Below are 25,967 nucleotides of genomic sequence, written 5' to 3'. Positions count from 1 at the left end.
CGCTATTTTGCCGACCAGGAAGTGACAAGGCCGGTCGGCAGGCGGCCGAAGCGAGGGAGAACACGCCATGCGGTGGCGCGGTCGCAGACAGTCGAGCAATATCGAAGACCGGCGCGGCGGCGGCTTCGGCAGGGGGATGGGGCGCGGCAGCGGCTTGCGCATCCCCGCACGCGCCGGTGGGGGCGGCGGTATTGGCCTCATCATCATCGCCCTCGTCCTGTGGCTCGGATTCGGCATCAATCCGCTGGCTCTCCTCGGAGACCGCGGCGGAGGAGGCGGCACCTATCAATCCGGCTCCAGCGGCCCGGGGGTCGCGAACACGGCGGACGAGACCGACGATTTCGTCGCGACCGTGCTCGCTGAGACCGAGGACACGTGGAATCAGCGCTTTCAGGCAAGCGGCGAGACCTATCCCGAGCCGACGCTCGTTCTCTTTTCGAACCAGGTGCGTTCGGCCTGCGGCATTGCGGGCTCGGCGACCGGTCCATTCTACTGTCCCAGCGATCGCAAGCTCTATATCGACCTCTCCTTCTTCCGGCAGCTTCGCCAGCAACTGAATGCCCCCGGCGACTTCGCCCAGGCCTATGTCGTCGCCCACGAGGTCGGCCACCATGTCCAGAACCTGACCGGAATCCTGCCGCGCTATCATCAGGCCCGCCAGAACATGAGCGAGGCCGAGGGCAACGCTCTTTCGGTGCGCGTCGAATTGCAGGCGGACTGCTATGCCGGCATCTGGGCCCATGACGCGAATGGCGACGGCATCGTCGAGGCCGGCGATATCGACGAGGCGCTCAACGCTGCGCAGCAGATCGGCGACGACACGCTGCAGCGCCGCAGCCAGGGGACCGTCGTGCCGGATTCCTTCACCCACGGCACCTCGGCGCAAAGACAGGAATGGTTCCGCCGCGGTTTCGAGAGCGGCGACGTCACCGCGTGCGACACGTTCGGCGGCGCGATCTGAAGGCGCGGCGCCCGCGATTCACCGGAATCCATGGCCGGGACCGCACCTTCCCGTTGATCCCCCGCGCAAGGTCAGCTTCGATGGCGGTGCAACGGTTTCATTCGATCCAAGGACACGAGGTGTGGGGTGTCGGGCTCGGTCGTCGGGCGCAATGTCATGGTCATCGGCTGCCCGGGGAGCGGCAAGTCCACCCTTGCCCGCGAGATCGGCCGCGCCCTCGACCTGCGCGTCGTCCATTTCGACCAGATCTATTGGAAACCCGGCTGGCGGCCGCGCGACAGCAGCGAACTGCCTGCTCTCGTCGCCGAGGCGATCGCGACGGAGGGCTGGGTCTTCGACGGCAACAATTCCCGCACGCTCGCTCTACGAGCTACCAGGGCCGACACGCTGATCTATATCGACCTGCCGCGCGACATCTGCCTGCGCCGCATCGTCAAGCGTATCGCGCTCGGCTATGGCCGCGTCCGCCCGGACATGGCTCCCGGCTGCCCCGAACGCCTGGACTGGGGCTTTCTCAAATGGGTCTGGAGCTTTCCGCGCCATTCCGCGCCCGGGCTCGAGACTTTTTTCCGCGAATTCTCCGGCCGCAAGATCCGGCTTGCCTCCGTCCCCGAGCTTCGGGCTTTTCGCGAGGCGGTGCGGCGGTCGAGATGCCACAACGGGGGCGGCGCCAGCGATGTCGCTTGAGCGGTTTCGGCGAAACCGGGCGCGGCAGCTGCGCGACAATCAGACCGACTGGGAAAGAAAACTCTGGCGCCATCTCACCCGCATTCCAATCGAAGGAAGTCATTTTCGGCGGCAAGCTCCCATCGGCCCGTTCACCGTGGACTTTGCGTCCCATCGGTTGAGACTGGTGATCGAAATCGACGGCGCGCAGCACGGATCGCCTCGACACGCCAGAGCGGATTTCGAGCGCGACCGCTGGCTGAAGTCGCAGGGCTATCGTGTGCTGCGCTTCTGGAACGACGAAGTGCGTTTCGAAATCGAAGCCGTCCTTGACACCATCTTTGCCGTGGTCGAAGAGCGGCGACGACACTTCGTCTGTGACTGACTCTCCGCCCACTTCCCCCTCGTGGGGAGGTCGCCGCGAAGCGGCGGGTGGGGGGCGGCGCCATCACCCCACCCCGGCGCTACGCGCCGACCCTCCCCATCAAGGGGAGGGTGAGGATGCCGAGCCATGCCCGACCTACTCATCGAACTCCGATCCGAGGAAATTCCCGCCCGCATGCAGCGCAAGGCGGCGGGCGATCTGAAATCCCTCGTCACCAATGCGCTGGTCGATGCGGGTCTGACCTATGAGGGCGCGCGGGAATACTGGACGCCGCGCCGCCTTGCGCTCGACATTCGTGGCGTCGAGGCGCGTTCCAAGGACGTGATCGAGGAGCGGAAGGGTCCGCGCACCGACGCGCCGGAAAAGGCGATCCAGGGTTTTCTGCGCGGCGCGGGTCTTGCCTCGATCGACGAGGCAGAGGTGAAGTCCGACCCGAAGAAGGGCGATTTCTACGTCGCGACCATCAGGAAGCCCGGCCGGGCAGCGGAAGAGATCGTCGCCGAGGCGATGCCGGCGATCATCCGCGATTTTCCCTGGCCGAAATCCATGCGCTGGGGCCCGGCTTCGGCGACGCCCGGTTCGCTGCGCTGGGTGCGGCCGCTGCAGTCGATCCTGTGCACCTTCGGTCCCGAGACCGAGGAGCCGGTGGTCGTCGCGTTCGAGATCGACGGGCTGAAATCGGACAATCTCACCTATGGCCACCGCTTCCACGCACCCGATCCGATCAAGGTGCGCCGCTTCGACGACTATGTGGCAAGCCTCGAAAAGGCGCGCGTGGTGCTCGATGCCGAGCGGCGCAAGGAGATGATCCGCCACGATGCGGAAAACCTCGCCTTTGCGAAGGGTCTCGAAGTCGTGCCCGACGAAGGGCTGCTGGAGGAGGTTTCCGGCCTCGTGGAATGGCCGGTGACGCTGATGGGCGAATTCGACGCGGCCTTTCTGGAAATCCCGCCGGAGGTGATCCAGCTCACCATCAAGACGAACCAGAAATGCTTCGTCACCCGGGCGCAGGGCGGCGCCTCGGATGGCCGCGAAAACACCCTGTCAAATCACTTCCTGCTGGTCTCGAACATCGCGGCGAGCGACGGTGGCGCCGAGATCGCCCAGGGCAACGGCAAGGTCGTGCGCGCCCGGCTCTCCGATGCACTGTATTTCTGGCAGACCGACCAGGCGGATCTTCCCGACCTCGACGGGCTGAAAGCTTCGGCCGAGAAGTTTGGGCTGGACCTCAACAAGCCGCTCGACCAGCGCATGGCCAAGCTCGACGCGCTCGGCGTGACGTTCCACGCCAAGCTCGGCAGCCAGGGCGAACGCGTCGCGCGCATTGCCGCGCTCGCGGAAACGATCGCCGAGACCGTCTATCCCGAGGGGGCGGAGCTTGGCGGACAGAGCGTTTCAATCGACGAGCTGAAAGCCCTGGCCAGGCGTGCGGCGCTGCTTTCGAAGGCCGATCTGCCTACCGAAGCCGTCGGCGAGTTCCCCGAACTGCAGGGCTTGATGGGCCGCTATTATGCCGGGCTTCAGGGCGAGCACCCCTCGGTACAGGCGGCGATCGAGGAGCACTACAAGCCGCTCGGCCCCTCGGACATCGTGCCGAGCGACCCCGTCTCGATCTGCGTCGCGCTGGCCGACAAGCTCGACATGCTCGTCGGCTTCTGGGCCATCGACGAAAAGCCGACCGGGTCGAAGGATCCTTATGCGCTGCGTCGTGCGGCGCTGGGGGTGATCCGGCTGCTCGCGGACAATGGCCTCTCACTGAAGCTCGGTACGCTGACCCCGGCCGGCGACCTCCTCGCCTTCTTTCACGACCGGCTGAAAGTGCAGCTCCGCGATGCCGGGGCGCGCCACGATCTCGTCGACGCGGTGCTCGGTGGCGGTGCAGCGGCCAATGACGACCTCCTCGACATCACGCGTCGCGTCGAGGCGCTGGGCTCGTTCCTCGTCACCGAGGACGGAGCGAACCTCCTCGCCGGCTACAGGCGCGCTGCGAACATTCTGGCCGCCGAGGAGAAGAAGGGCACCGCGATCGCCGAGACGGTCGATCTCGATCTGTTGGCCGAGCAGGAAGAGAAACTGCTTGCCGCCGCGATCGACCGGGCGGAGATCGAACTGGCCGATGCTTTGCAGAACGCCGATTACGAGCAGGCCATGGCGGGCCTCGCCAAGCTGCGCCTGCCGGTCGATGCCTTTTTCGACAAGGTGCTGGTCAATGCCGAGGACCCTGCCGTCCGCGCCAACCGGCTGGCGCTCTTGACCCGCATCCGCACGGCCTGCGGCCGGGTCGCGGATTTTTCCAAGATCAGCGGATGATGTCCGCCCTGGCCGCAAAGACATCCTGAAGAAATTTGTCCTTCGGGGGCGAAGCTTTATCGAAAATCCCGCGGCATTTCGCGGGATTTTTTCGTGTGGACACCGCGTTTTCGGCTCTGGGCCTTTCACTCTCCTGGCATCGAACGAACCCGAGGAGAGCCCCCATGATCCGCAACACCCTGATCGCCCTGGCCACCGTCGCCACCGCAGCCGCTGCCTTCTCCGCTCCCGCTCAGGCCGGTGGCTGGCACAAGAAGCACTATCATCACGTCAAGTACGAGAAGGTCTGCCACATCAAGAAGCAGAAGGTCTTCGCCGGCTATGACGAGTGCGGCAACAAGCTCTGGGTCTGGAAGCGCATTCGCCGCTGCCACTGAGACCGGTCCCGACAGTCCCCCGCTGTCCGGTCCCGTCCCCCTCCCGAAGCCGGACAGTTTCCCGAAGCCACCCCGTCCTCCCCGGGGTGGCTTCTCCGCATTTCAGGCTGTTCGCCCGTCTTGGCTCCCGAATTCCTCGCCTCCCAGAGGGCAAGCTGACCTCAGCCTGAACGAGATGAACCGCCAGGCGGCCACTGAACCTTCCGGGTGCGCGTTGCCCTCGGGGACGGGCGGGCGTACCGAAAACTCCATTAACCCTCTGGCACGTCTATGATTTCGAATTTTCATCAAATCTGTCAGATTGGAGATTGGTCGCTCCACATGCGACCGCGCACGGGCCAGGTTGTAATAATTCGTGAACTCGCCGCCCGGAACATGCCCGATTTCCGGGTACAAGCTTGAAATCACGAGGGCGATGAAGCTTCGGCTTTGGGGAACGCCCTGGGGACACACATAGCGGCAACCGCACGAGACGGCGTCGAGGGGGCAACACGCGATGACGAAGCACAAGGCTGCGTTCGCAGCTACGATGCGACTCGCTCTGATCTTGGCTTCCACCTTGATCATCACCGGCACGAGTTCGGCCCTGGCGGCCTGGAACGAGCCATGGAAATCCGAAGACAAGGCGCTCGTCATCGACGCCTACGAGTTCAATCCCATCGACTGGGAAGAACTGAGCTCCGACAAGCGGATCGCCGGCTTCATCAACAAGGCTTCGGACGGTCTGCCGCCGGAATGGAGCTGCGGCAAGCTGAGCGGTGACGACTACAAGCTCTGCAAGAACCGCTGGTGGAAGTATTCCGTCACCAAGGAACTCTACATGACCCGCCGGCAGATGGCGAAGATGAAGGGGCTCCTGTGGGGCGCCTATCATCTCGGCCGGCCGGGCAACCCGCGCGAACAGGCCGATCATTTCATCGAATTCGCCGAGCCGGCGGAGGACGATCTCATCGCGCTCGACATCGAGGACAACAGCGAAGAGTGGATGAGCCTCGAGGACGCCGAGATCTTCGCCGACCAGATCAAGATCCGCACCGGCCGTTATCCGGTTCTCTACACCAACGGCTCGACGGCGGACTATATCGCTCAGAACGCCGACGACTATCCGCTACTGTCGCGCCTGCCGCTCTGGTATGCGCGCTATCGCAACGACATCACCGGCAAGTTCCCGGAAGAGACCTGGCCGTCCTACGCGCTTTGGCAGTTCTCCTCGATGCACAACTGCAATTCCCGCACCTGCCCGTATCGGGTGAAGGGCGCGAAGACCGACATCGACGTGAACGTCGCGAGCCTCGACCATGACGGTCTCCGCAAGGCCTGGCCCTTCGCCGAACTGATCGACGAAGCTCCGGCCGCAGCCGATCAGCTGATCGCGTCGGTCTCGGAAGAGACGAAAACCAAGGTCGCCGCTGCGATTCCGCAGGCCGCGCCGCGAAAGGACGACACGAGCGCCGATCCGGCCGAGAACCCGCTGCTCGCTGCCTACGGTCCATCCGGCCATCCGGTGTCCGTCGATCCGCTGAAGCTCCTGACTGCGATCGCCAAAGGCGACGAGGCAGCGGCCGCCGAGCCCGCAAAGATCGCGTCGAAGCCTTCCGTCCTCACTGACAAGGCGGCCCGCGCTCTTACGGCCCATGTGAGCAGCTTCCAGAATGCGGTGTCGATCGCGGCACGCAGCCTCGACGACCTGATCTTCACGCCGGCCCGGGCCGCCGTCACGCAGATCGAGGAAGAAGAGGCCGCAATCCGGCATCGCTCACGCGTTCTCGATGTCATCCAGTCGGCGCAAGCCGCGCGCCGGGCCAATGCCCTGACCATGCCGGCGCGCGTGCTGACCCAGCTCGGCGCCGATCAGTCCGATCGCGGCGGGCGGGTGCGCCACGCCTCCGCCGACCAGCTGGCCGAACTCGACACGGCCAATCGCCGCGTCTTCTCGGCCTTCGAAGCAACGCGCTGAGAAAAACGGCCGTTTGCGGCCGGAAAACGCTTTTCACCGCGCGCAAGGTCTGCAATCCAGCAGACCATGCAGACCGAAATCATCCCCCTTGCCGATGATGCCGCAGAGGAGCGCGCCGAAGCGCTTCTGAGAGCCGGCGAACTCGTCGCCTTGCCGACGGAGACGGTCTACGGACTGGCCGGCGACGCGGCGTCGGGATCCGCGGTCGCGGCGATCTATGCCGCCAAGGGCCGGCCGCAATTCAATCCGCTGATCTGCCATGTGGACGGTCTCGCCATGGCAAAACGCGTGGCAGACTTCGACCCGGTGGCCGAACGCCTCGCGGAGCGCTTCTGGCCCGGCCCCCTCACCCTCGTCCTGCCGCTTGCCGAGAACGCCCCGGTCCACCCGCTGGCGACCGCTGGCCTGCCGACCGTCGCGCTCCGCATGCCACAGGGCGTGGCGGCGCGTCTTGCCGGTCGTCTTGAACGTCCCCTGGTCGCGCCGAGCGCCAACCCCTCCGGCAAGGTCACCGGCACCAGTGCTGAAATTGTGGCGCGCGGGCTCTCCGGCCGGATCGCGCTGATCCTCGACGGCGGGCCGTCTGCGGTCGGTGTGGAATCGACCATCGTGCGACCGTTCGCCGACCGGCTGGTGCTCCTGCGCGCCGGCGGTGTTTCACGCGAGGCCCTGGCGGATGCCGCCGGCCTGCCCGTCACCGATCCGGAAGCGGACGCGGCAATCGCCGCTCCCGGCGCGCTCGCCTCCCACTATGCGCCGGAGGGTCGCGTCCGGCTCGATGCCGCCGCGGTCGAACCCGGTGAGCATGTGATCGCCTTCGGCCCCGCTCCGCTGCCCGGGATCGAGACAGCCGCCGCAGTCATCAATCTCAGTCCGACCGGCGATCTCGCCGAAGCGGCAGCGCATCTCTTTGCCGCGCTCGCCGCCTTCGACTCCCCGGACATCGACCGGATCGTCGTCGCCTCGATTCCGCGCCACGGACTCGGCGAGGCGATCAACGACCGGCTGAAGCGCGCCGCCGCTCCCCGCTGACGAAGCAAACGGGGGGCTTTGCAGGGCGGCTCGACCGTGCGGTCTGAAAGGCTTATCTCCTCGTCATCCCGCAACGCCAAGCGACGTGCTGCCCCATGACCGGAAACCCCGACAAGACACCTCCCGCGCCGCTTTCCGATGCGCTGATCACCCGCTTCGCCGCGATCGTTGGCGAGAAGAATGCGCTGACGACGCCAAACGACATGGAGCCCTATCTGGAGGAACCGCGAGGCCTTTATGCCGGCGAGACGGCGGTGGTGCTGCGCCCCGGCAGCGTGGAAGAAGTCGCGGCGATCATGACGCTCGCCAGCGAGACGAAGACGCCGATCGTGCCCCAGGGTGGCAATACCGGCCTGGTCGGCGGCCAGTCGCCACGTTCGCGCTGTGAAATCCTGCTCAACCTGTCCCGTCTCGATACGATCCGGGAGGTCGATCCGGTTGGTCGCACGATCACCGTCGATGCAGGCGTCGTGCTCCAGCGCGTTCAGGAAGCGGCCGACGAGGCCGGGCTCTTCTTTCCCCTGTCGCTCGGTTCGGAAGGCTCGTGCCAGATCGGCGGCAATCTCGCCTCCAATGCGGGCGGCACCGGTGTCCTCGCCTACGGCAACACCCGCGATCTCTGCCTCGGGGTCGAGGCCGTCCTGCCCTCCGGCGAGATATTCCAGGGTCTGCGCAAGCTGAAGAAGGACAATCGCGGCTACGACATCCGCGATCTTCTGATCGGTTCGGAGGGAACGCTTGCGGTGATGACCGGGGCGGTGATGAAACTTTTCCCGAAGCCCGCCGGTCGCGAGGTCGCCTATGCCGGCCTCGCCTCTCCGGCCGAGGCGCTGAAGCTCCTGACCATCGCCGAACGCCACGCCGGCACCGGCCTCACCGGTTTCGAGTTCCTGCCCCGTCTCGGCCTCGAATTCGTGCTCAGACACATCGAAGGTGCGCGCGACCCGATGGCGGATTCGCATCCTTGGTACGTGCTGATCGAGATCTCGTCGAGCCGATCCCAAGAGGACGCCGGTGCCATGCTGGAGGCGATCCTGGCAGAGGCTTTCGAGGCCGGGATCGTCGCCGACGCCGCGATCGCCAAGTCGCTCTCCGAGGCGAAGGCCTTCTGGCACATGCGCGAATCCATGAACTGGGCGCAGCGGCCCGAAGGCGGCTCGATCAAGCACGACGTCGCGGTGCCTGTCGCCCGGGTCCCGGAATTCCTGGAGGCCGCCGACAAGGCGGTGCTCGCCGCGATACCGGATGCGCGCATCTGCGCCTTCGGGCATCTGGGCGACGGCAACGTCCATTACAACATCTCGCAGCCCGTCGGCGCCGAGACGAGCGCCTTCCTCGCGCGCTGGCACGAAATCAACGCGATCGTCCACGCCATCGTCCGCGACATGGACGGCACGTTTGCCGCCGAGCACGGGATCGGTCAGTTGAAGCGCGAGGAACTCGCCCGGACCAAGCACCCCACCGAAATGGATCTGCAAGTAAAACTCAAACGGCTGTTTGATCCTGACAATATCTTAAACCCGGGAAAGGTCGTTTAAATTTGATTCAAGTTTGTGTTTTGATAACCGTCCGAAAGGTCAGGAAGACTTAACTGACTTTCTTAGGCGCCGGTCAAGACGCTCTGCCTATTCTCCAAATCATCAAAGGCCGGGACACATCGGCCAACTGACAGGGAATACGGGCCGCAACGATCGGCTCTCAGGAGAGGCAGAAGGCGTCAAACATGACCATCGCTCAGAAAACCGAAATGCTGCCGCGTCCGAACTGGGCAGCCGCGCCCCTTCGCTTCGACCCGCGCGACTGCGACCGTCACCAGAGCTTTTCCACCGGCGATGACGGCGTCGAGGTCACCTATCGCGTCGACCGCCGCGGCGCCGTCATCCGCCGCACTCTGGAAGGCTGCGGCCTGCCGGTGTCGCTGACGCTTCCGGCTCGCGCCTTTCGCGGCGTTGCCGCCCGGGCGATGGAAGACGGCGAAGGCAATGTCACGGTCACGCTGGAACTCTACCACGAGGATCCGCTCTGCACGGTGCCCCTGCTCGTCGCCGGCGACCTCTTCGACGTCGCGGCCGACTGGCGCGGCTGGGCGGATGTCTTCGGCCTGCCCATGCTGATGATCGAAGCCGACGGCTCGGTGGTGGCGCTGGAAGAAACCCTCGGCAAGGTCAAGGCCACCGCCCCGGCCCCCCGCCGCGCCGCGCCCCATCAGCGCCGCCGCCCGCGCTTCCTCGCCCGCCGCAAACCCGGTGGCCTCGGCCTGCGCATGGTGGTGAGCGGCGAGGAGATCGTCGCACGGAACTGAGCGGTTCGGCCGCTTTCGCGAATTTCGTCAAAACCTCCCTCCGGCGCAGGCCAGGGGGAGGTTTTCTGCATGAGCATTTCACGGTGCCTACTGCGCGAGATCGTTACGCCAGACCCCGCATGATGATCTGCCGGATCACCTCGAAACCCCTGCCGGATCGCGCCTCAGCACGGGGCGAGCAGTGAGCAGCGTTCAATCTCGCGGAGTATTTGCCGCATCCGCGTCCGCGCCGTCCCTTTTGCGCCGAGCTTCAGGGCTCGGCGGGCATGACGCTTCGCAACGTTCCAGTTCTGATCGAAGCCGTAGAGCTCGTCGGCGAAGATCGAGGCCAGGGCGACAGCGGCCGTGGAATGTCCCCTGCTTTCGGCGGCCTGCAGCAGCTTGAGACCCTTGGGAATGTTGCGCTGCACCTTCTCGCCCTGCAGGAGAAGATTGCCGTAGTTCTTCATGGCAACGGGGTACCCCGCTTCCGCCGATCGACGAAGCAGGCTCACCCAGTCCTCCTGGTCATGGTGGACGAAAGCGCATCTCTGGCTTGGGCCGATCATCCACGCAAGACTGTTCAACGCGACAGGATGGCCTTCCACGAGAGCGTCGTTGAACAACTGCTTGAAGGCAGTTTCGTCGCCATTGCAGGCATCCTGCGACATATTCTTATAAGTGGCACGAGGAACGGTCCACTTGCCGGCAAGCTGATCGGCAGAGACATTGCCAGCGCATAGAATACACGCCGCCAAGGTGGACATCAGGATTCGGAACATTGAGCGAGCGTCTCCCCGACGGCACGAGATACTTGTTTCCTTCGTTGCAGACGGCGCAATAACGCTCGACCACGAGAGACCCGTGGGTAATGGATCTTCACACGCGCGCATAGAGGGTTACGCGCGGTGCGACATTTTCCCGGCGCGCGAGGGCCAACATGGGACGATTGCAGAGCGCCTCATATCCAAGAGGCTTCGGCAATCCGAACCAAACAGGGAGTCATTGCAGCTATTTCTCGATTGCCGACTTGATCTGCCACCCATGGCAGGCAGCAGCCCGAGAGAGGCGCTATTCGACCAGATCGAAGACCCGCTTGATCGCGGCCTCGTCCACCGGCTTCGTGACGACGTCGATGACGAGATCGCGATGTTCATTGGCCAACTCGGTCTGTCCCGTCACGAAACATCCCGGGATCCCGCGTGCCTTCAGCCAGCGGGCGGCGTCGATGCCGGTCTTCCCGTCCGTCAGATCGATGTCGATCAGAGCCAGATCGAAATCGAGACCCTCCTCCCATTGGGCGGAAGCCTCGGCGAAGCTCACGGCCGAGCCGACGCAATCATGCCCCGCATCCTCGATCATCATTTCCAGATCGAGAGATACGAGGGGGTTATCTTCCAAACAGAATATTTTCATTCCGCCCTATCCGGTCAAAGGTCACGAACCAACGAACTCGGCTTCGTTTTGATCCGGATGGGAGCCCCATTCGATCCTGTTGCGTGGTCCATGCGCATCGAGAGCAAGTCCCTGACGTTCAAAGCGGATTTCGGGTGGATTTCCAAGCAGGGTTTGAAACGAGCTTCGAATGTAGCGGGTCCCATAGCCGCGACGGGTCGGCTCCGAAAGCTCGGGCCCGCCGGTTTCCCGCCAGCTCAGGGTGAAGGTCGGCCCTTCCACCTTCCACGCGATCGAGATCCGACCGGATTCGACCGACCACGCGCCGTATTTGATCGCGTTGGTCGTCAATTCATGAAGCGTCAGGCTCAAATTGGTGGCGGCGTCCTTGTTGAGGTCGAGCGGCGGTCCGGAAAGCTCGTAGCGTGCACCCTCCTGGCCCCCATATGGCGAGAGTATCAGCGTCACCAGTTCGCGAATGTCCACGGCCTCGCCGCCGGCCTCGAACAGGGCCGAGTGGACACTGCCCAGTGTCATCAGACGGCCGCCAAACGTCTGCGTCAGTTCCTCCACGCTGCTGCTGTTGCGGGCCGTCATGCGAAAGATCGCGGTGACGCTCGCCAGAATGTTCTTCACGCGATGGTTCAGCTCGTGCCGCAACTCGCGCTCGAGAGCCATGTGATCACGAACCTCCCGCTGCCTTAGCCGGGCCAGCAGTGCGGACTGCACGCCGCTCAGAAGTTCGATCGTGGCAAGCGGTCGCTGGTAGAAGACCTGGCGCGAGCCTGGCCAGTGCTCGGCCAGGTAGCGCGCCATCGTCGCCGGCAACGCGCCCTTTTCCACGAGCACGAACACGGTCAATTCCGACCATTCCGGCTGCGCCGAGAGATGTGTGCGCACGAGTGCGATCACCTGCGCCGTCAACGCCTCCTGCGTCAAGATCAAGGCTCCCGGCAGACGATCATCCTTCAGAGCCGCCGAGAGGGCATCGACATCCAAGCATGCAGAGGCCTGAATGGCATGCGTCTCGAGAAGGCTCGACAGCATCTGGCCGTCGTTGCGAAAGGGAGCATAGATCAGGACCTCTTCGAGGTCTGAGAACACAGGCAATTCCTTGTTAGTCTACCCGATTGAGCGATGATGGACTGACACTGACACCGTCCGCCGTGATTGAAAGCTCATGCACACTCATCGCGTGGGGGCCGTGCCGCTTTTTCACCGCGGTGATCGACCGCCGCAAGCGATGGCCGTCTTCTTCGATCCTGAGAAGCAACACGGTATCGCCGAGGAAGCTCACATCGACGTCAATGGAGACGTTCTGACCGATCAAGCCATGCTGTGCAACGATCAGCATCGTCAAAACACCTCGACGCGCCAGAAACTTGAGAAGCGACTGGATGTCCTGAACGGCCTGGTCGCGGTTCGGAAGGGCGCTGAGATAGCCCGTGAAGCTGTCGATCACCACGACGCGCGTGCGATCGCGTGCAATCTCCTCCTGCACGATCTGGCCGAACTGGCCGGCGGTGACCTCGCCGGGATTGAAGTCCTTGATCAAGAGCCTGCCGTCCTCACTGAAGCCCCGGAGATCCATGCCGAGACCTTCCGAGCGCCGGAAGAAGGTCTCGACACGTTCCTCGAACAGAAACAGGGCCACATGTTCGCCGCGCTTGAGCGCCGCCGTGGCATAGAGCGAGGCCATGGTCGACTTGCCGGTACCGGCCTGCCCGATCACCAAGGTCGTCGTGCCGGCCTCCTGGCCGCCGCCCAGCAGGTTGTCGAGATTTTCGACGCCCGATTTGATCAGGTCGAGCGACTTCGTCTGCTCCGCCGCGACGCGCGGGACGATCCGCGGAAACACCACCACACCGTCGCCCTCGCGAATGACCATGTCATGATAGCCATCGGCGACCGGTCTGCCCCGCATTTTCGAGACCTCGATCCGCCGGCGCGCGACCCCGTAATCGGGCAGTGTCTTGTCCAGGCGGATGACGCCGTGGGCGATCGCCTCGATCTCGTCATCGCGCGAGCGGCCATGATCGGTATCCGTATCGACGAGAAGACCTGTGATCGCCCGCTTGGCGAGTATCGTCTTCAGGCCGATCAACTCCCGGCGGAAACGGGCGTCGTCGCCCGTCAGCACCCGGACTTCGAGCAAGGAGTCGTAGACGACCCTGCGAGGAGCGTATTTGTCGATGGCGGAGATGATGGCCTTGCGAGTCTCGTCGAGCTTCAGATCGGCGGTCTGGAAGATCGATTGGTCGACGGCCATCGCCGCATCCTCGGTGGCCGACAACTCCGCGATATCGATTCCGTCGAGACTCCAGCCGTGCGACGCTGCGATCTGCCTCAGCTCCTCCCCGGTCTGGGCGAGACTGACATAGAGGCACCGCTCGCCCTGCTCGACCCCGGCGCGGAGGAACTGCAGCGCCGCCGTCGTCTTGCCGGAGCCTGGAATGCCCTTCAGGACATAGATGTTCGAGATCGGGAATCCGCCTTTCAGGACTTCGTCGAGCCCGGCAATTCCCGTGGTGATCGTCGTGTGGTCGTGCGGCATTCGGTTCTCCGGGATCTGTCGCGGCAGCCTCGATCCGCAGACCGGCAGCACATGAGGAATGGAAGGCAGGATCAGGTTCTGATCGAGAATTCGGCTGGGCAGTTAGGCCGCCACCTTGCGACATCCATAGCCGCGCGGCGCGCTCGGACGGGCCACCCCGTTGCGACATCCGCCCTCTGCGCTTTCGCCACCATCGGCGCCGACAGCCAGGGATTGCAGCGCACATTCGAGCTTCGACCCGGCTGGCGATGGGACGGGCTTGCATTTTTCGACAGCTCGCGCTATGCGCCGCCCATCATAGCCCGGCAACCAGCTGGGGGCTGAACGGAAGGCTGCCGGATTTCCGGCATCATGACGCTTCAAATGTCGTCGGCTTCCCGTGTCTCCGCTCTCGACCGCTCTCGATGTCGCCTTTCCGTTCCGGCCTTCCGGCCATCCCGGGAAGTGGCAGAGGCTTAGCCGCTGGTTCGGGCCAGGATGAACGAAAACGGAAAGGCGTGAACCGAATGGCTCTTTACGAGCATGTTTTCCTCGCGCGCCAGGACGTCTCGAACCAGCAGGTCGACCAGCTGGTGGAAACGTTCCGGGGCATTCTCGAGTCGAATGGCGGCAAGGTCGTCAAGGTGGAGAACTGGGGTCTGAAGACCCTGACCTACCGCATCAAGAAGAACCGCAAGGCGTATTACACGATGCTCAACATCGATGCGCCTTCCGAGGCGGTCGATGAGATGGAGCGCCTGATGCGCTTCAACGAAGACATCCTGCGTTACATGACCATCCGCGTCGAGGCCCATGAAGAAGGCCCGTCCGCGATGATGCAGAAGCGCGACGACCGCCCCCGCCGCGGCGGTGACCGCGATCGCGGTGATCGTGGCCCGCGCCGCGACCGTGACGATGATCGGGGTCCGCGTCGCGACCGCGACGACGACCGCCCCCGCCGCAACCGCGATTCTGATTCGGAGTAAGCTCTCATGGTCGATATCGCCCAGCTTCCCACTCGCCGTCCTTTCCATCGCCGGCGCAAGTCCGACCCGTTCTCCGGCTCCGAAGCGCCGAAGATCGACTACAAGGACATCCGCCTCCTGCAGCGCTACGTCTCCGAGCGCGGCAAGATCGTGCCTTCGCGCATCACGGCGGTTTCCCAGAAGAACCAGCGCGCGCTTGCCCGCGCCATCAAGCGGGCCCGCTTCCTGGGCCTGCTGCCCTACGTCATCAAGTAGGACGCGGGAGCGGCTGACGGACGGTCGCCCGCGCGCCATGGATGAAGACCAAGGTTTCGTCCGCCGCCGAAGTGGCGGACGAACCGCAAAAGACCAAGACGATCGCAGGTTCGGGACCGGCGATCGAGCTGGGGCAAGACGCCTCTAACTGCCCGCGTGCAGGACAGCGACCGGACGAGATGAAACCTTCCAGCCTCCTCATTGCCGCCGCCGCGGGAACAGCGAGCGCGCTTCTGTTTGCAGGGGTCGTCCTGCAATCGAGTTCGGCCGTGACGCTGGCGCTCGCCGCGCCGATCCCGATCGCGATCGCCAGCCTTGGCTGGGGAACGGTTGCAGGTGCCATCGCGGCGATCGCCTCCGCGCTCGTCATCGTGGCGCTTTCGGGCTCCTGGGCCGGTGCGCTTCTCCTGATCGTTGCCATGACCGGTCCGGCCGCGATCGCCGGCCATCTCCTCGGCCTCGCCCAGCCGCTGGGCGATCCGGCGCATGACGATCCGAACATGGCGGCCAATCAGAACGAGGCTGGGCCGGGCCAGGCCCCGCAACCGGCGCCTCCGAAGCTGCTCTGGTATCCTCTCGATCGCGTGCTGTTCGCCATCGCCCTGATGGCCACCCTCGCATGCCTCGGTCTCGGCTGGTATTTCGGCTACGATGTCGAGGCGCTGAAGCCGGAGATCGTGGCGGCCCTGAGCGAGGGAGGCACCGCCGCCCAGGTGAGCGAGGCCGAACTCGACAATGTCGCCGGCCTGCTCCTCAATCTGGTGCCGCTGGTGCAGCCGGCGGTTCTGACGCTGACGCTGGTGGTCGGGCTCTATCTCGGGGCCTGGATCGTGCGGACCTCCGGTCGCCTGCCGAGGCCGAAGGACGATCTGCCGACAGCCGCGCACCTGCCACCGGTGGCGCTCTTCGTGTTCGTGACCGCCCTTGCCGTTTCGTTCCTGCCGGGAACGATCGCCCTTGCCGCGACCGTCGTCATGGGCGCCTTCGGCATGGCATTCACCCTGGTGGGGCTCGCCCGGCTCCACGCCCGTTCGCGGGGTCGCTCCAATCGCGGCCTGCTGCTCTTTGCGAGCTATGCGGGGATCGTGATCCTGTCTTTTCCGATCCTGATCTTCACGATCATGGGGCTTGCCGACACCTGGCGGCAGCTGCGCGCCCCTCCGACCGATTCCGCCTGAACCCAAGCATTCCACACGACTTCAAACAAGGGAACCATCACAATGGACGTCATTCTTCTCGAACGCATCGCCAAGCTCGGCCAGATGGGCGACACCGTGAAGGTGCGCGATGGCTATGCGCGCAACTATCTCCTGCCCACCGGCCGTGCGCTTCGCGCCAACGAAGCCAACCGCGCGCGTTTCGAGGCGCAGAAGGCCCAGCTCGTCCAGCGCAACGAAGAGCGCAAGGCCGAAGCCAAGAGCGTCGCCGATACGCTCGAGGGCAAGAGCTTCATCGTCGTGCGCTCGGCCGGCGAGACCGGTCAGCTCTACGGCTCGGTGTCGACCCGCGACGTCTCCGAGATCCTCGCCGAGGAAGGCTACAAGGTCGGCCGCAACCAGGTCGAACTGAACCATCCGATCAAGACGATCGGTCTGCACAGCGTGACCATCAGCCTTCACCCGGAAGTCTCGGTGGAGATCGAGTTCAATATCGCCCGCTCGCCGGACGAGGCCGAGCGCCAGGCGCGCGGCGAGGATCTCACCTCGGTCGAGGCCATGTACGGCCCGGACGAGGACGAATATGCCGACGAGGACGAGATCGAAGAAGGCGAGGACACCGAGACCGAAGCGAGCGAAGGCGAAGAGAACGCAGCCTCGGCCTGAAAAAATCTGCAGCCCGACATTTTTTTGTCAAAAATTGGAGCCCCGCCCACGGCGGGGCTCTTTTCATATCGTGAGTCTCAATTAGGATTCCGTATCGCAGTGCAGCGTGTAACGGTACCCGACGGCTGACGACGGCCGCCGCGGTCTCTTAGGGGCTTCGGCCAGGAGATCGACAGTATGAACGGAATTCTGAAATTCTATCTCGACCGCATTATCGCCTTCGGCGATTTCAAGGTGATCGACGCGGACGGTCAGACCCACAGATGGGGCGACGGCACCGGAATGCCGGTGGCCCTGCGGTTCAACAGCAGGGCGGCCGAACGAGCCGTCGCGCTCAATCCGAGCCTGAAATTCGGCGAAGCCTACATGAACGGCGAGATCGACGTCGTCGAAGGCAGCCTCTACGACGTTCTCGCGCTCATCTTCCAGAATGCGGGCAACCACGCGACCGACCAGACGTGGATGAAGGTGATCGAGCGGGTGCGCGTCGCGGCGCGCCGCATCGTGCAGTACAACACGCCCAAACGCGCCCGCTCCAACGTCAAGCATCACTACGACCTGTCGGGGCAGCTCTACGATCTGTTCCTTGATGAGGACCGCCAGTATTCCTGCGCCTATTTCGAGGATAGGAACGCGACCCTCGAAGAGGCGCAGCTCGCCAAGAAGCGGCACATCGCGGCCAAGATGAAACTCGACAAGCCAGGCCTTCGCGTCCTCGACATCGGCTGCGGCTGGGGCGGCATGGGGCTTTATCTGGCCCGCAATCTGCAGGCCAATGTGGTCGGCGTCACATTGTCGGACGAGCAGCTGACCATCGCCAATCGCAGGGCAGCAGAAAGCGGCCTTTCCGATCTCGCCGAGTTCCGGCTCGAAGATTACCGCAAGACCGAAGGCCCGTTCGACCGGATCGTGTCGGTCGGCATGTTCGAACATGTCGGCGTCGGCTTCTACGACGAATACTTCAAGCGCTGCGAGAGCGTGTTGAAGGACGACGGCGTGATGCTGCTCCACACGATCGGGCGATACGACCCGCCGGGCACGACCAACTCCTATATCGCCAAATACATCTTCCCAGGCGGATACATTCCTGCGCTTTCGGAAATCATGGAGGCCGTTCAGCGCAATGGCCTGATCGTCAACGACGTGGAAGTCCTGCGCATCCACTATGCCGAGACGCTGAAAGCCTGGCGGGAGCGCTTCCTGGCGCGGCGCGAGGAGGCCAAGGCGCTCTATGACGAGCGCTTCTGCCGCATGTGGGAGTTCTATCTCGTCGTCTCGGAGACGGCATTCCGCTGGCAGGATCTCGTGGTCTTCCAGATCCAGCTCACCAAGAGCCTCGACACCCTGCCGATCACTCGCAGCTACATGAGCGAGGAGGAGGATCGCCTCCGCGCGCTCGACGAGGCGGCGGCCCGAAAGGAGAAACGGGACGACATGGCCTGGGTGGACCGCCAGGCCGCCGAGTAGATGGTTTCGCCGGACCGGCTGCGGCTGCTCTTCGGCCATGGCCGCCAGCCGGCGAAGTTTGGCGTTTCAGGATGGCCGCCCGGCGCCCGTGTCTGCGTTGGGCTCCGTCACAGACGCGCGGTTTCAAACGCCGCCCCGTGACGCGGCAAGCCAGGCCCTCGGCCTGGCTCCGCCTTATCCGAAGAGTTCCAGATCACCATTGTCGTTGCTCGAATCCGGCGTCTCGGCGCTGCTGCCGTGCAGGCGACGCTTGAGCTCGGTCATCCGGACCGTCTCCAGCGCGGTGCCCACCGCGACCTGCCAGTCCTCGCTCGCCTCTTCCCCGATCACCGCCAGGAACGTGGAGAGATTGTCGAGCATCTGCGTCGTGTGATCGATACTCTGGACCGTGCGAACATAATCGCTGTCCTGGCTCAGATGATCATGGCAGACCAGATGGTGCATTTCCTCCGTGGTTCCCGAAAGGGCCCGCAGTTCCTCGGACAGGGACCGCAGGAGGTCCGAAAGAGAATGCGTCGTCATGCGAATGCTCTCATCTTTTCCTGGTCGTGCGCAGCTTCGCACCGGCGGGCTCCATGAACGTCTGCCCGCCGAAGCCTCGTCGTGAGGGACGCGATCAAAACAGGTCGACGTCGCCGACCGACTGGGGCGGACGCGCGGGCGGCGCGACGGGGATTTTCGGCATCGTCGTGTCCTCGAAGAAGATCTGCCGGGCTCGGCCCGAGACCGGCCAGTATTCGATCCGGCGCCCCCGCGTCCCGCCGAGGCTTCCGCCGAGATAGCGAATGCCCTCCATCTTGAGGAATCGCTCGGCGAAGGCGGCGTTCTTGGAGCCGACATCCGACAGGCCGTCGACCGTGCGCGCTCCACCGAAGAGCTTGGCTTCCAGATGCGCCCGACGCGCGCCCTTCTGCAGCAGACCGTTGATGAGAACTTCCATCAGATAGAGACCGAAGCTTTCGGCCCGGCCACCCTCCGCCCCTCCGCTTCCGGGAAGAAGGAAGTGATTCATGCCGCCAACCCCGGCCTCGGGATCGCGGATGCAAGCGGCGACGCATGAGCCGAGCAATGTCGTCAGCACGACATTTTCGCCCCTCTCCACTCGGGCTTCGCCCTGCATGATATGGATTCGATTGGGCCGTGCGCCGCTCTGGATCACTGCAACCTTCCCACGACCGCTTCGATCGTCTTCTTCAGCACCGGCACCGTGATCGGCTTGGCCAGAAAGTTGTTCACACCGAGCTGGGCGGCCTTCATCACAAGCTCGCGGTCGCCCTTGCTCGTCAGAATGATGAACGGCGTCTTCTTCGTCGGATTGTACGAGCGAATGGCCTTGAGCAGCTGGATCCCGTCGAGCTTCGGCATGTTGAAGTCCGAGATGATGATGTGGCAGGGCGTCGCCATCATCGCCTTCAACGCTTCTTCGCCATCGCAGGCAAAGACGATGTTCTTGATGCCGAGCTGCTCCAGCGCGTCGCGGATCAGCATGCGACTCGTGCGGTGATCGTCGACGATCAGGACCTTTAAGTGTTGTGCGATGCTCATGGCGTTTTCCTTCCGAGGCCGAGTAGACACGAATTTGATGAAAGAAATCTCTCCGCGGCGCGAAAAATCTCTTTATTATCAAACCGTAAGCCTAGCTGAAAATGTACTTTGCGACCTTGTTCAGAGGCAGTTGTCGCGTAACCGCACCGATTTCGAATGCCACCCGCGGCATCCCGTAAACCAGAGAGGTTTCCTCGTCCTGACCAAGGGTCTGCGCACCGGACTGACGCATTTCGAGAAGGCCCTGCGCCCCGTCTCGCCCCATGCCGGTGAGGATCAGGCCGCAGGCCTCGCCCTTGAAGCCCTTGGCGATCGAGGAGAACAGAACGTCGACGGACGGTCGGTGTCCCGAGACCGTAGCGCCCTCCACCAGCGCGATCGATGGCCGGGAGCCGGACTTCAGCAACATGTGCCGTTCGCCGCCGGGCGCGAGATAGATGTGGCCAGGCATGAGCGATTCGCCGCCCTTGGCCTCGACCACGGTGGCGCGTGACGCACGGTCGAGCCGGGCGGCGAAGGAGGTCGTGAACGCCGCGGGCAGATGCTGGACGATGAGGGTCGGCGGGCAATCGGCCGGGAATTCCGACAGAACCTGCATCAGGGCCTCCACCCCACCGGTCGAGGAGCCGATGGCGATCAGCTCGGGCATCCGAGCGGCGCGCTGCGGCCGAGCCGTCTCGCGCGGCGAGACGTTGATTCGCTGCGGACCCGAATTCCATCGCTTCGCCATGCCGGGCTTCGCCCGGGCGGCTTCCTTGATCATGCCTGGCAGGGATTCGAACATGTTCTCGCGCGCGCTCGGCTTGGCGACGCAGTCGAAAGCGCCGATCTCCAGCGCTGCAAGGGTCGCGGCAGCGCCGGGGGCGGTGAGGTTCGACACCATGATCACCGGCGTCGGCCTGAGCGTCATGATCTTTTCCAGGAACTCGATGCCGTTCATGTTCGGCATCTCGACATCCAGCGTCACCACGTCCGGATCGAGTTCCTTCATCTTGGTGCGTGCCTCGAACGGATTCGACGCTTCGCCGACGACCCGGATCTCGGGGTCACGGCTCAGCGCGTGCTTGATCAAAGCCCGCATCGTCATGGAGTCGTCGACAACAAGAACGCTTGCAGCGCACATGGCAAAGTTCCCCCAAGGCCGGCGATCCTCTCTTGATCGATCCGGCGCATCGTCTCCGTTCCGTTGCGGTTATCCACGAACGCCCCGTAGGCTCCCCGCGTCCCGTCAACGGCGCAAACCCTCATTCTTCGAGTGTTCGCCGATCTTCGCTCAACGAACCTTCCGGTAGGACGTGTTGCCCTGGAACTCGAGAACCTCGAGAGCCGGCCCGGTGATCCGTTCGGAATGTCCGATGAACAGGACGCCCTCCGGGTGCAGCCGCTCGCTGAACCGCTTCCAGACACGCTCGCGCGTCGGCTGGTCGAAATAGATCGTCACATTGCGACAGAAGATCGCGTCGAACTGGCCGCGCATCGGCCATTCCCCGATGAGATTCAATTCGCGAAAGGCGACCAGATCGCGCAGCGGATCGGCCACCTCGTAGATCATCTCGGTCGCAGCGTGACCCTTTCCGCCCAGCGAATCCGCCGAACTGGGGCGGAACCACTTGCGGCGCATCTCGGTGGGAATGCTTTCCAGCGCGCTCGCCGCGTAGACGCCGGCGCGACCGGTCGCAACCACGTTCGGATCGATGTCGCTCGCCAGGATGCGCACGTCGTGCTCGGCCGCATCCGGCATCATGGACAGGACAGTCAGCGCGATCGAATAGGGCTCATGGCCGATCGAGCAGCCTGCCGACCACAGCCGTACGCGGCCACCCCGCTTGGCCTCGGCGAGAAGGGGGGGAAGAAGCGTGTCGCGCAGAAAGTCGAAATGGTGCTTTTCACGGAAGAAATGGGTGACGTTGGTCGTCAGCGCGGCGAGCATCGCCATGCGCTCTCCGCCCGCCTTGCCCGTCGTCTGGACAAGGGAGCAGTAGTCCTTGAAGCTTTCCAGTCCCAGCGCCCGAAGCCGCTTGGAAAGTCGGGAGTAGACGAAGGTCGCCTTGGTCTCCGCGAGGAAGATGCCGGCGTCCTCGTAGAGAAGTTTCGCGATCGTGGCGAAATCCTTCTCCGTCATCGGAAATTCGCCGCTTCCCACCGACTTGGCATCGGAACCCGCGCGCGATTGCGAACGCATGATGGGCTCTCGCGAAGCACTCACCGGCCGTCTCTCCTCTCGTAGGGGCGACACCCTTGCGGTCGCCGGTCAGATCTTCGGGCAGCGTTCATGTACCCGTTGCGCATGCGTTTTTGATCAGCGCGCCGTTCAGGCGACCGCCTGGAACTGCGGAAGAACGTTGTCGGTCGCGATCAGCGAGATCATCCGGCCCTCGATCGCCATGACGCCGCGCACGAAGGTCTTGGCGAGGTCGGAGGCAAGGTCGGGTGTGGGCTGCAGCGCCTCGTCGGTGATCGTCAGTATATCCGACACGGCATCCACCAGGAGACCGAAGAGCTGCTGCTCCACGCGCACCACGATGATCACGCTGCGCGCCGTCGGCTCGGTGCGCGGAAAGCCAAGTCGCGCCGCCAGATCGACGATCGGCAGAACCGCGCCGCGCAGATTGATCACGCCGATCACATAGGAGGGCGAATGCGGCAGCGGTGTCGCCGGTGTCCATCCGCGGATCTCGCGCACCGACATGATGTCGACGCAGAATTCCTGCTCTCCGATGCGAAATGCGATGAGTTCTCGGGCGTAGCCCAGTTCGCCCCGATTGTCGTTATGGGCTGGTGAGACCGTCGTCATGTCGCTCACTCCGCTGCCTGATTGAAGAAGTTGCCCTCGACCCGCGACGTGGCGACGACGGCATCGACGTCGAGAATCAGGGCAACACGTCCGTCACCGAGGATCGTCGCCGCGGCGATGCCGGGGACGCGGCCGTAATTGGCTTCGAGACTCTTGATCACGACCTGCCGCTGGCCCTGGATCGCATCGACGAGGAGCGCCGAACGGGCGCCGTTCTCCGCTTCGACCAGAATGGCGACGCCACCGGTCGCATTGGAGGGCTCGTAGGAATAGCCGAGCTCGCGGGCAACATCGACGAGCGGCAGGAAGGCGTCGCGAACCTGGATCAGGCGGGCGTCGCCGCCGAAGCTCTTCACTTCGGAAGATTTCGGCTGCAGCGTCTCGATGATCGCCGTCAGCGGCACCACCACTGTCTGGTCGCCGACCGAGACGATCATGCCGTCGAGAACGGCGAGCGTCAGCGGAAGGCTCATGGTGAAGGTCGAGCCCTTGCCGGGCTTCGACGAGATCGACACGCGACCGCCGAGCGCCTGAATGGAGCGCTTGACCACGTCCATGCCGACGCCGCGGCCCGATAGCGAGGAAATCTCGGACGCCGTCGAGAAGCCGGGCATGAAGATCAGATTGTCGATCTCCTCGTCCGACAGATTCGCATCGGCGGGGATCAGGCCCTTGTCGGAGGCGATCTCCTTCACCTTCTTGCGATTGATGCCGGCGCCGTCGTCGGAAATCTCGATGACGATGCGGCCCGAGCGATGCATCGCCGCGACGCGGACGACGCCTTCCTCGGCCTTGCCGACTTCGAGGCGCTTCTCGGGCTTTTCGAGACCGTGATCGATGGCGTTGCGGATCATGTGGGTCAGCGGATCGGCCAGACGCTCGATGACCGTCTTGTCGACCTCGGTCCACTCACCCTCGGTGACGAGGCGGACCTGCTTGCCGGAAATGTCGGCGACCTCGCGGACAAGGCGCGGCAGGCGCTGGAACACGGACTTCACCGGCTGGGCGCGGATCGCCATGACCGAGTCCTGGATCTCGCGGGTCAGCTGCTCGAGCTCGTCGAAGCCGACGGCGACGTCGGAAGCGCGGGCAAGCCCGGCCTGATAGGCCCGCTGGGAGAGCATCACCTGGTGGATCACCAGCTCGCCGACGAGGTCGATCAGCCGGTCGACGCGCTCCAGATCGACGCGGATCGTCTGTGCCGGGCTGCCGGACGCACCCTTGGCGTCCTGCGCTTCGCCCTTGGGGGCGCTCGGAGCCGGAGCCGGGGCGGGAGCAGCAGGCTTGGCGGGTGCGGGTGGCGCCTTCGGCGCTTCGGCGACCGGCTCGGGCTCGGCTTTCGCGACCGGTGCTTCCGGTTCCGCCTCCTCGACTTCCTCCTCCTCGGGCTCATCGCTCACGGCGGAGGGGGCCTCGTCATCGTCGCTGGCCTTGATACGGCTCAGGATGTCGGCGATGTCGGGATCGACGCCGTCGAGATCCATTTCGCCCATCTCGGGTGCAACTTCCTCGACGGAGAGGTCGCAATCGAACTCGACGAATTCGAAGACTTCGCGGACCTTGGACTCGCTCTCGGCGGTGGACAGTTCGACCGAGAAGGAGAGGTAGGCGCCTTCGGGATCGATCGCCGTCAGAAGCGGCACCTCGCCAGTGTTGCAGGTGACCTTGACCTCGCCGAGTTCATAGAGATCGCGCAGCACCCGGATCGCGTCGTTCGCCTTGGCGTACATGCGCGGATTGGGCTTGAACTCGATCTTGAACGTGTTGTCGCCGCCCACCCCCATGAGGTCGGACAGGTCGACCGCCACCGGCGTGAAGTCGAGATCGCCCATGCCGTCGTCATAAGTGGGACCGTCAGCCGCGGGGGCGCCAGCACCGGCCGAAGGTGCCGGCGGCTCCTCGCCCTTGGCGAGGGCGACGAGGCCCTTGAGCTCGTCGATCAGCGTGGCGTTGCGCTCGGCATCGGCCGTCCCGCCGTCGCGTGCAACGGTCACCAGATCCGCCAGCGCATCGGACGAGCGCAGCATGATCTTGATGACCTTGTCGCTGGTATCGAGACGGCCCGAGCGCATCTCGTCGAGAGTGGTCTCGAAGACATGGGCGAAATGCACCAGATCGTCGAGGCAGAACGCACCCGCTCCGCCCTTGATCGAATGGACCGCGCGGAACACGGCATTCACGGTATCGGAGTCGGCCTCGCCGTTCTCGATTGCCAGAAGACCCGCCTCGAGGTCCGCCAACTGTTCGGCGCATTCCTCGAAAAAGGTCTGCCGGATTTCCGCCATCGCGTCCATGGATCTATCTCTTTCCCACCCTCGACCCGGCATATGAGCGCCGGTATGTTGCCTTGACCTTGATCGCCGTTCGGACGGACGTCTTCGGTGCTTACGCGGCGACGCGGTTGATCGCGTCCACCAGTTTGCGGGGATCGAACGGCTTGACGATCCAGCCCGTGGCGCCGGCAAGCCGCGCCCGCTGCTTCTTCTCCGCATCGCTTTCCGTGGTGAGCACCAGGATCGGGATCGCCCGGCGATCGGCGCTCGCACGCACTTCCTCGATGAACTGGAAGCCGTCCTTGCGAGGCATGTTGATGTCGGTGATGATCACGTCGGGTTCCTGCCCCATGGACTGGAGAACCTCGATCCCGTGCTGGCCGTCTTCGGCCTGAACCACGGTGAAGCCCGAGGAGGCGAGCGTCGCCTTGAGCATTTCGCGCATGGTGCGCGAATCGTCGATGGTGAGGATGGTGCGGCTCATTGTGCGATTTCCTTTTCGAGAATGGCTTGCGGCGTGAGGCCGAGGATCCGGAGGCCGGCGCTGAAGGAATCGGAGGGTTCGACGATGCTGATCGAAGCCATGTCGTCCTTCCAGGTCGCCGCGGCTGCCATCAGAATCTGGACGCACTGGGTGCCCAGGCGCTCGACCTTGGAAGCGTCGAGCACGAGGTTCTGGCCGCGCATCGCGAGGAGACCCTCCGTCAGCGGCCCGGTCGCCTTGAGGTCGAGGACCGCGGGGAGCGGAAAGACCGTGCCGTCAGCCGCGGTTGCGCCGGTTTTCTTGGTTGACTTGCGAGGCATCAAAACTCCTCCCATCCTTCAGAGGCGACGTCGTGGTTTGCCGCGCGGGCAGCACCGCCCGTCCCGGTGTTCTTCATCTGCGGCATCGGGCGGGGAGCGCTCTTTGCCGCCGCCGGTGCCGGA

The 25,967-nt window shown here is 64.3% G+C and carries 27 protein-coding genes; 14 read left to right on the top strand and 13 right to left on the bottom strand.

Annotation, left to right across the window (positions count from 1 at the left end; all coding sequences use genetic code 11):
• Positions 1 to 67: 67 nt before the first annotated feature.
• The 9 genes from ypfJ (at position 68) to MF134_RS21580 (ending at position 9,990) form a co-directional block, all read left to right on the top strand.
• Positions 68 to 961, top strand: coding sequence for a KPN_02809 family neutral zinc metallopeptidase (gene ypfJ, locus MF134_RS21620; protein WP_255341492.1), 894 nt, complete (start codon positions 68 to 70; stop codon positions 959 to 961).
• 126 nt (positions 962 to 1,087) lie between these two features.
• Positions 1,088 to 1,648: an AAA family ATPase gene (locus MF134_RS21615; RefSeq protein ID WP_255341491.1), complete on the top strand. Its 561-nt coding sequence runs from the start codon at positions 1,088 to 1,090 to the stop codon at positions 1,646 to 1,648.
• Positions 1,638 to 2,012, top strand: a complete 375-nt coding sequence (locus tag MF134_RS21610) for an endonuclease domain-containing protein (protein ID WP_255341490.1) — start codon at positions 1,638 to 1,640, stop codon at positions 2,010 to 2,012. Before MF134_RS21615 ends, MF134_RS21610 begins: the two co-directional genes overlap by 11 nt.
• A 126-nt stretch (positions 2,013 to 2,138) precedes the next feature.
• A complete protein-coding gene (gene glyS, locus MF134_RS21605; protein WP_255341489.1) occupies positions 2,139 to 4,322 on the top strand; it encodes a glycine--tRNA ligase subunit beta in 2,184 nt (727 codons plus the stop codon).
• A 164-nt stretch (positions 4,323 to 4,486) separates the two neighbouring features.
• Positions 4,487 to 4,699 carry a hypothetical protein gene (locus tag MF134_RS21600; protein WP_255341488.1) on the top strand — a complete coding sequence of 71 codons (213 nt, stop codon included), beginning with the start codon at positions 4,487 to 4,489 and terminating at the stop codon, positions 4,697 to 4,699.
• A gap of 496 nt (positions 4,700 to 5,195) precedes the next feature.
• Positions 5,196 to 6,656 (top strand): glycoside hydrolase family 25 protein, encoded by a 1,461-nt coding sequence (locus MF134_RS21595; RefSeq protein WP_255341487.1) that lies wholly within the window; start codon positions 5,196 to 5,198, stop codon positions 6,654 to 6,656.
• A 66-nt stretch (positions 6,657 to 6,722) separates the two neighbouring features.
• Positions 6,723 to 7,688 carry an L-threonylcarbamoyladenylate synthase gene (locus tag MF134_RS21590; protein ID WP_255341486.1) on the top strand — a complete coding sequence of 322 codons (966 nt, stop codon included), beginning with the start codon at positions 6,723 to 6,725 and terminating at the stop codon, positions 7,686 to 7,688.
• A 95-nt stretch (positions 7,689 to 7,783) separates the two neighbouring features.
• Positions 7,784 to 9,226, top strand: coding sequence for an FAD-binding oxidoreductase (locus MF134_RS21585; RefSeq protein WP_255341485.1), 1,443 nt, complete (start codon positions 7,784 to 7,786; stop codon positions 9,224 to 9,226).
• A gap of 185 nt (positions 9,227 to 9,411) precedes the next feature.
• Positions 9,412 to 9,990, top strand: a complete 579-nt coding sequence (locus MF134_RS21580) for a DUF6101 family protein (protein ID WP_255341484.1) — start codon at positions 9,412 to 9,414, stop codon at positions 9,988 to 9,990.
• A gap of 164 nt (positions 9,991 to 10,154) precedes the next feature.
• On the opposite strand, the gene MF134_RS21575 is transcribed toward MF134_RS21580, so the two are convergent.
• The 4 genes from MF134_RS21575 to MF134_RS21560 form a co-directional block, all read right to left on the bottom strand.
• Positions 10,155 to 10,751 carry a tetratricopeptide repeat protein gene (locus MF134_RS21575; RefSeq protein ID WP_255341483.1) on the bottom strand — a complete coding sequence of 199 codons (597 nt, stop codon included), beginning with the start codon at positions 10,749 to 10,751 and terminating at the stop codon, positions 10,155 to 10,157.
• 289 nt (positions 10,752 to 11,040) lie between these two features.
• Entirely contained in the window at positions 11,041 to 11,385 is a 345-nt protein-coding gene (locus MF134_RS21570; protein WP_255341482.1) for a response regulator, read from the bottom strand.
• A gap of 21 nt (positions 11,386 to 11,406) precedes the next feature.
• Entirely contained in the window at positions 11,407 to 12,468 is a 1,062-nt protein-coding gene (locus tag MF134_RS21565) for a sensor histidine kinase (protein ID WP_255341481.1), read from the bottom strand.
• 13 nt (positions 12,469 to 12,481) lie between these two features.
• Positions 12,482 to 13,918, bottom strand: coding sequence for an ATPase domain-containing protein (locus MF134_RS21560; RefSeq protein ID WP_255341480.1), 1,437 nt, complete (start codon positions 13,916 to 13,918; stop codon positions 12,482 to 12,484).
• A gap of 506 nt (positions 13,919 to 14,424) precedes the next feature.
• Here MF134_RS21560 and rpsF point away from each other — a divergent pair.
• The 5 genes from rpsF (at position 14,425) to MF134_RS21535 (ending at position 18,428) form a co-directional block, all read left to right on the top strand.
• Positions 14,425 to 14,883 (top strand): 30S ribosomal protein S6, encoded by a 459-nt coding sequence (rpsF, locus tag MF134_RS21555; protein WP_255341479.1) that lies wholly within the window; start codon positions 14,425 to 14,427, stop codon positions 14,881 to 14,883.
• A gap of 6 nt (positions 14,884 to 14,889) precedes the next feature.
• Positions 14,890 to 15,138: a 30S ribosomal protein S18 gene (rpsR, locus tag MF134_RS21550; protein WP_255341478.1), complete on the top strand. Its 249-nt coding sequence runs from the start codon at positions 14,890 to 14,892 to the stop codon at positions 15,136 to 15,138.
• A 41-nt stretch (positions 15,139 to 15,179) separates the two neighbouring features.
• Positions 15,180 to 16,316: a hypothetical protein gene (locus MF134_RS21545; protein ID WP_255341477.1), complete on the top strand. Its 1,137-nt coding sequence runs from the start codon at positions 15,180 to 15,182 to the stop codon at positions 16,314 to 16,316.
• 42 nt (positions 16,317 to 16,358) lie between these two features.
• Positions 16,359 to 16,961, top strand: coding sequence for a 50S ribosomal protein L9 (gene rplI, locus MF134_RS21540; protein WP_255341476.1), 603 nt, complete (start codon positions 16,359 to 16,361; stop codon positions 16,959 to 16,961).
• Between the two features lie 177 nt (positions 16,962 to 17,138).
• Positions 17,139 to 18,428: an SAM-dependent methyltransferase gene (locus MF134_RS21535; RefSeq protein WP_255341475.1), complete on the top strand. Its 1,290-nt coding sequence runs from the start codon at positions 17,139 to 17,141 to the stop codon at positions 18,426 to 18,428.
• 174 nt (positions 18,429 to 18,602) lie between these two features.
• Here MF134_RS21535 and MF134_RS21530 read toward each other — a convergent pair whose 3' ends face one another.
• The 9 genes from MF134_RS21530 to MF134_RS21490 all read right to left on the bottom strand — a co-directional run bounded on the left by MF134_RS21530 (position 18,603) and on the right by MF134_RS21490 (position 25,844).
• Entirely contained in the window at positions 18,603 to 18,950 is a 348-nt protein-coding gene (locus tag MF134_RS21530) for a hypothetical protein (protein WP_255341474.1), read from the bottom strand.
• A 94-nt stretch (positions 18,951 to 19,044) separates the two neighbouring features.
• On the bottom strand, positions 19,045 to 19,587 hold the full coding sequence (locus MF134_RS21525) for a chemotaxis protein CheD (protein WP_255341473.1): 543 nt from the start codon (positions 19,585 to 19,587) through the stop codon (positions 19,045 to 19,047).
• Positions 19,584 to 19,973 carry a response regulator gene (locus MF134_RS21520; protein ID WP_255341472.1) on the bottom strand — a complete coding sequence of 130 codons (390 nt, stop codon included), beginning with the start codon at positions 19,971 to 19,973 and terminating at the stop codon, positions 19,584 to 19,586. Before MF134_RS21520 ends, MF134_RS21525 begins: the two co-directional genes overlap by 4 nt.
• 91 nt (positions 19,974 to 20,064) lie before the next feature.
• Positions 20,065 to 21,096, bottom strand: coding sequence for a protein-glutamate methylesterase/protein-glutamine glutaminase (locus MF134_RS21515; protein WP_255341471.1), 1,032 nt, complete (start codon positions 21,094 to 21,096; stop codon positions 20,065 to 20,067).
• Positions 21,097 to 21,246: 150 nt separating this feature from the next.
• Positions 21,247 to 22,155, bottom strand: coding sequence for a CheR family methyltransferase (locus tag MF134_RS21510; RefSeq protein ID WP_255341528.1), 909 nt, complete (start codon positions 22,153 to 22,155; stop codon positions 21,247 to 21,249).
• A 129-nt stretch (positions 22,156 to 22,284) separates the two neighbouring features.
• Positions 22,285 to 22,767 (bottom strand): chemotaxis protein CheW, encoded by a 483-nt coding sequence (locus MF134_RS21505; protein WP_255341470.1) that lies wholly within the window; start codon positions 22,765 to 22,767, stop codon positions 22,285 to 22,287.
• Positions 22,768 to 22,772: 5 nt separating this feature from the next.
• Entirely contained in the window at positions 22,773 to 25,061 is a 2,289-nt protein-coding gene (locus MF134_RS21500) for a chemotaxis protein CheA (RefSeq protein WP_255341469.1), read from the bottom strand.
• A 91-nt stretch (positions 25,062 to 25,152) separates the two neighbouring features.
• Positions 25,153 to 25,524 (bottom strand): response regulator, encoded by a 372-nt coding sequence (locus MF134_RS21495; protein WP_255341468.1) that lies wholly within the window; start codon positions 25,522 to 25,524, stop codon positions 25,153 to 25,155.
• Positions 25,521 to 25,844 (bottom strand): STAS domain-containing protein, encoded by a 324-nt coding sequence (locus MF134_RS21490; protein ID WP_255341467.1) that lies wholly within the window; start codon positions 25,842 to 25,844, stop codon positions 25,521 to 25,523. Before MF134_RS21490 ends, MF134_RS21495 begins: the two co-directional genes overlap by 4 nt.
• Positions 25,845 to 25,967: the final 123 nt, after the last annotated feature.

Source organism: Jiella marina (genome assembly GCF_024359545.1).
Taxonomy (GTDB): domain Bacteria; phylum Pseudomonadota; class Alphaproteobacteria; order Rhizobiales; family Rhizobiaceae; genus Jiella.
The sequence above is the reverse complement of the archived record's forward strand: the minus strand, read 5'-3'. Positions and strand labels throughout refer to the sequence as shown.

Excerpts from the sequence above, each read along its gene's own strand:
- ypfJ (WP_255341492.1), top strand. The coding sequence starts at position 68 with ATGCGGTGGCGCGGTCGCAGACAGTCGAGCAATATCGAAGACCGGCGC.
- MF134_RS21610 (WP_255341490.1), top strand. The coding sequence starts at position 1,638 with ATGTCGCTTGAGCGGTTTCGGCGAAACCGGGCGCGGCAGCTGCGCGAC.
- glyS (WP_255341489.1), top strand. The coding sequence starts at position 2,139 with ATGCCCGACCTACTCATCGAACTCCGATCCGAGGAAATTCCCGCCCGC.
- MF134_RS21600 (WP_255341488.1), top strand. The coding sequence starts at position 4,487 with ATGATCCGCAACACCCTGATCGCCCTGGCCACCGTCGCCACCGCAGCC.
- MF134_RS21595 (WP_255341487.1), top strand. The coding sequence starts at position 5,196 with ATGACGAAGCACAAGGCTGCGTTCGCAGCTACGATGCGACTCGCTCTG.
- MF134_RS21590 (WP_255341486.1), top strand. The coding sequence starts at position 6,723 with ATGCAGACCGAAATCATCCCCCTTGCCGATGATGCCGCAGAGGAGCGC.
- MF134_RS21585 (WP_255341485.1), top strand. The coding sequence starts at position 7,784 with ATGACCGGAAACCCCGACAAGACACCTCCCGCGCCGCTTTCCGATGCG.
- MF134_RS21580 (WP_255341484.1), top strand. The coding sequence starts at position 9,412 with ATGACCATCGCTCAGAAAACCGAAATGCTGCCGCGTCCGAACTGGGCA.
- MF134_RS21575 (WP_255341483.1), bottom strand. The coding sequence starts at position 10,751 with ATGTTCCGAATCCTGATGTCCACCTTGGCGGCGTGTATTCTATGCGCT.
- MF134_RS21570 (WP_255341482.1), bottom strand. The coding sequence starts at position 11,385 with ATGAAAATATTCTGTTTGGAAGATAACCCCCTCGTATCTCTCGATCTG.
- MF134_RS21560 (WP_255341480.1), bottom strand. The coding sequence starts at position 13,918 with ATGCCGCACGACCACACGACGATCACCACGGGAATTGCCGGGCTCGAC.
- rpsF (WP_255341479.1), top strand. The coding sequence starts at position 14,425 with ATGGCTCTTTACGAGCATGTTTTCCTCGCGCGCCAGGACGTCTCGAAC.
- rpsR (WP_255341478.1), top strand. The coding sequence starts at position 14,890 with ATGGTCGATATCGCCCAGCTTCCCACTCGCCGTCCTTTCCATCGCCGG.
- MF134_RS21545 (WP_255341477.1), top strand. The coding sequence starts at position 15,180 with ATGAAGACCAAGGTTTCGTCCGCCGCCGAAGTGGCGGACGAACCGCAA.
- rplI (WP_255341476.1), top strand. The coding sequence starts at position 16,359 with ATGGACGTCATTCTTCTCGAACGCATCGCCAAGCTCGGCCAGATGGGC.
- MF134_RS21535 (WP_255341475.1), top strand. The coding sequence starts at position 17,139 with ATGAACGGAATTCTGAAATTCTATCTCGACCGCATTATCGCCTTCGGC.
- MF134_RS21530 (WP_255341474.1), bottom strand. The coding sequence starts at position 18,950 with ATGACGACGCATTCTCTTTCGGACCTCCTGCGGTCCCTGTCCGAGGAA.
- MF134_RS21520 (WP_255341472.1), bottom strand. The coding sequence starts at position 19,973 with ATGAGCATCGCACAACACTTAAAGGTCCTGATCGTCGACGATCACCGC.
- MF134_RS21515 (WP_255341471.1), bottom strand. The coding sequence starts at position 21,096 with ATGTGCGCTGCAAGCGTTCTTGTTGTCGACGACTCCATGACGATGCGG.
- MF134_RS21510 (WP_255341528.1), bottom strand. The coding sequence starts at position 22,155 with ATGCGTTCGCAATCGCGCGCGGGTTCCGATGCCAAGTCGGTGGGAAGC.
- MF134_RS21505 (WP_255341470.1), bottom strand. The coding sequence starts at position 22,767 with ATGACGACGGTCTCACCAGCCCATAACGACAATCGGGGCGAACTGGGC.
- MF134_RS21500 (WP_255341469.1), bottom strand. The coding sequence starts at position 25,061 with ATGGACGCGATGGCGGAAATCCGGCAGACCTTTTTCGAGGAATGCGCC.
- MF134_RS21495 (WP_255341468.1), bottom strand. The coding sequence starts at position 25,524 with ATGAGCCGCACCATCCTCACCATCGACGATTCGCGCACCATGCGCGAA.
- MF134_RS21490 (WP_255341467.1), bottom strand. The coding sequence starts at position 25,844 with ATGCCTCGCAAGTCAACCAAGAAAACCGGCGCAACCGCGGCTGACGGC.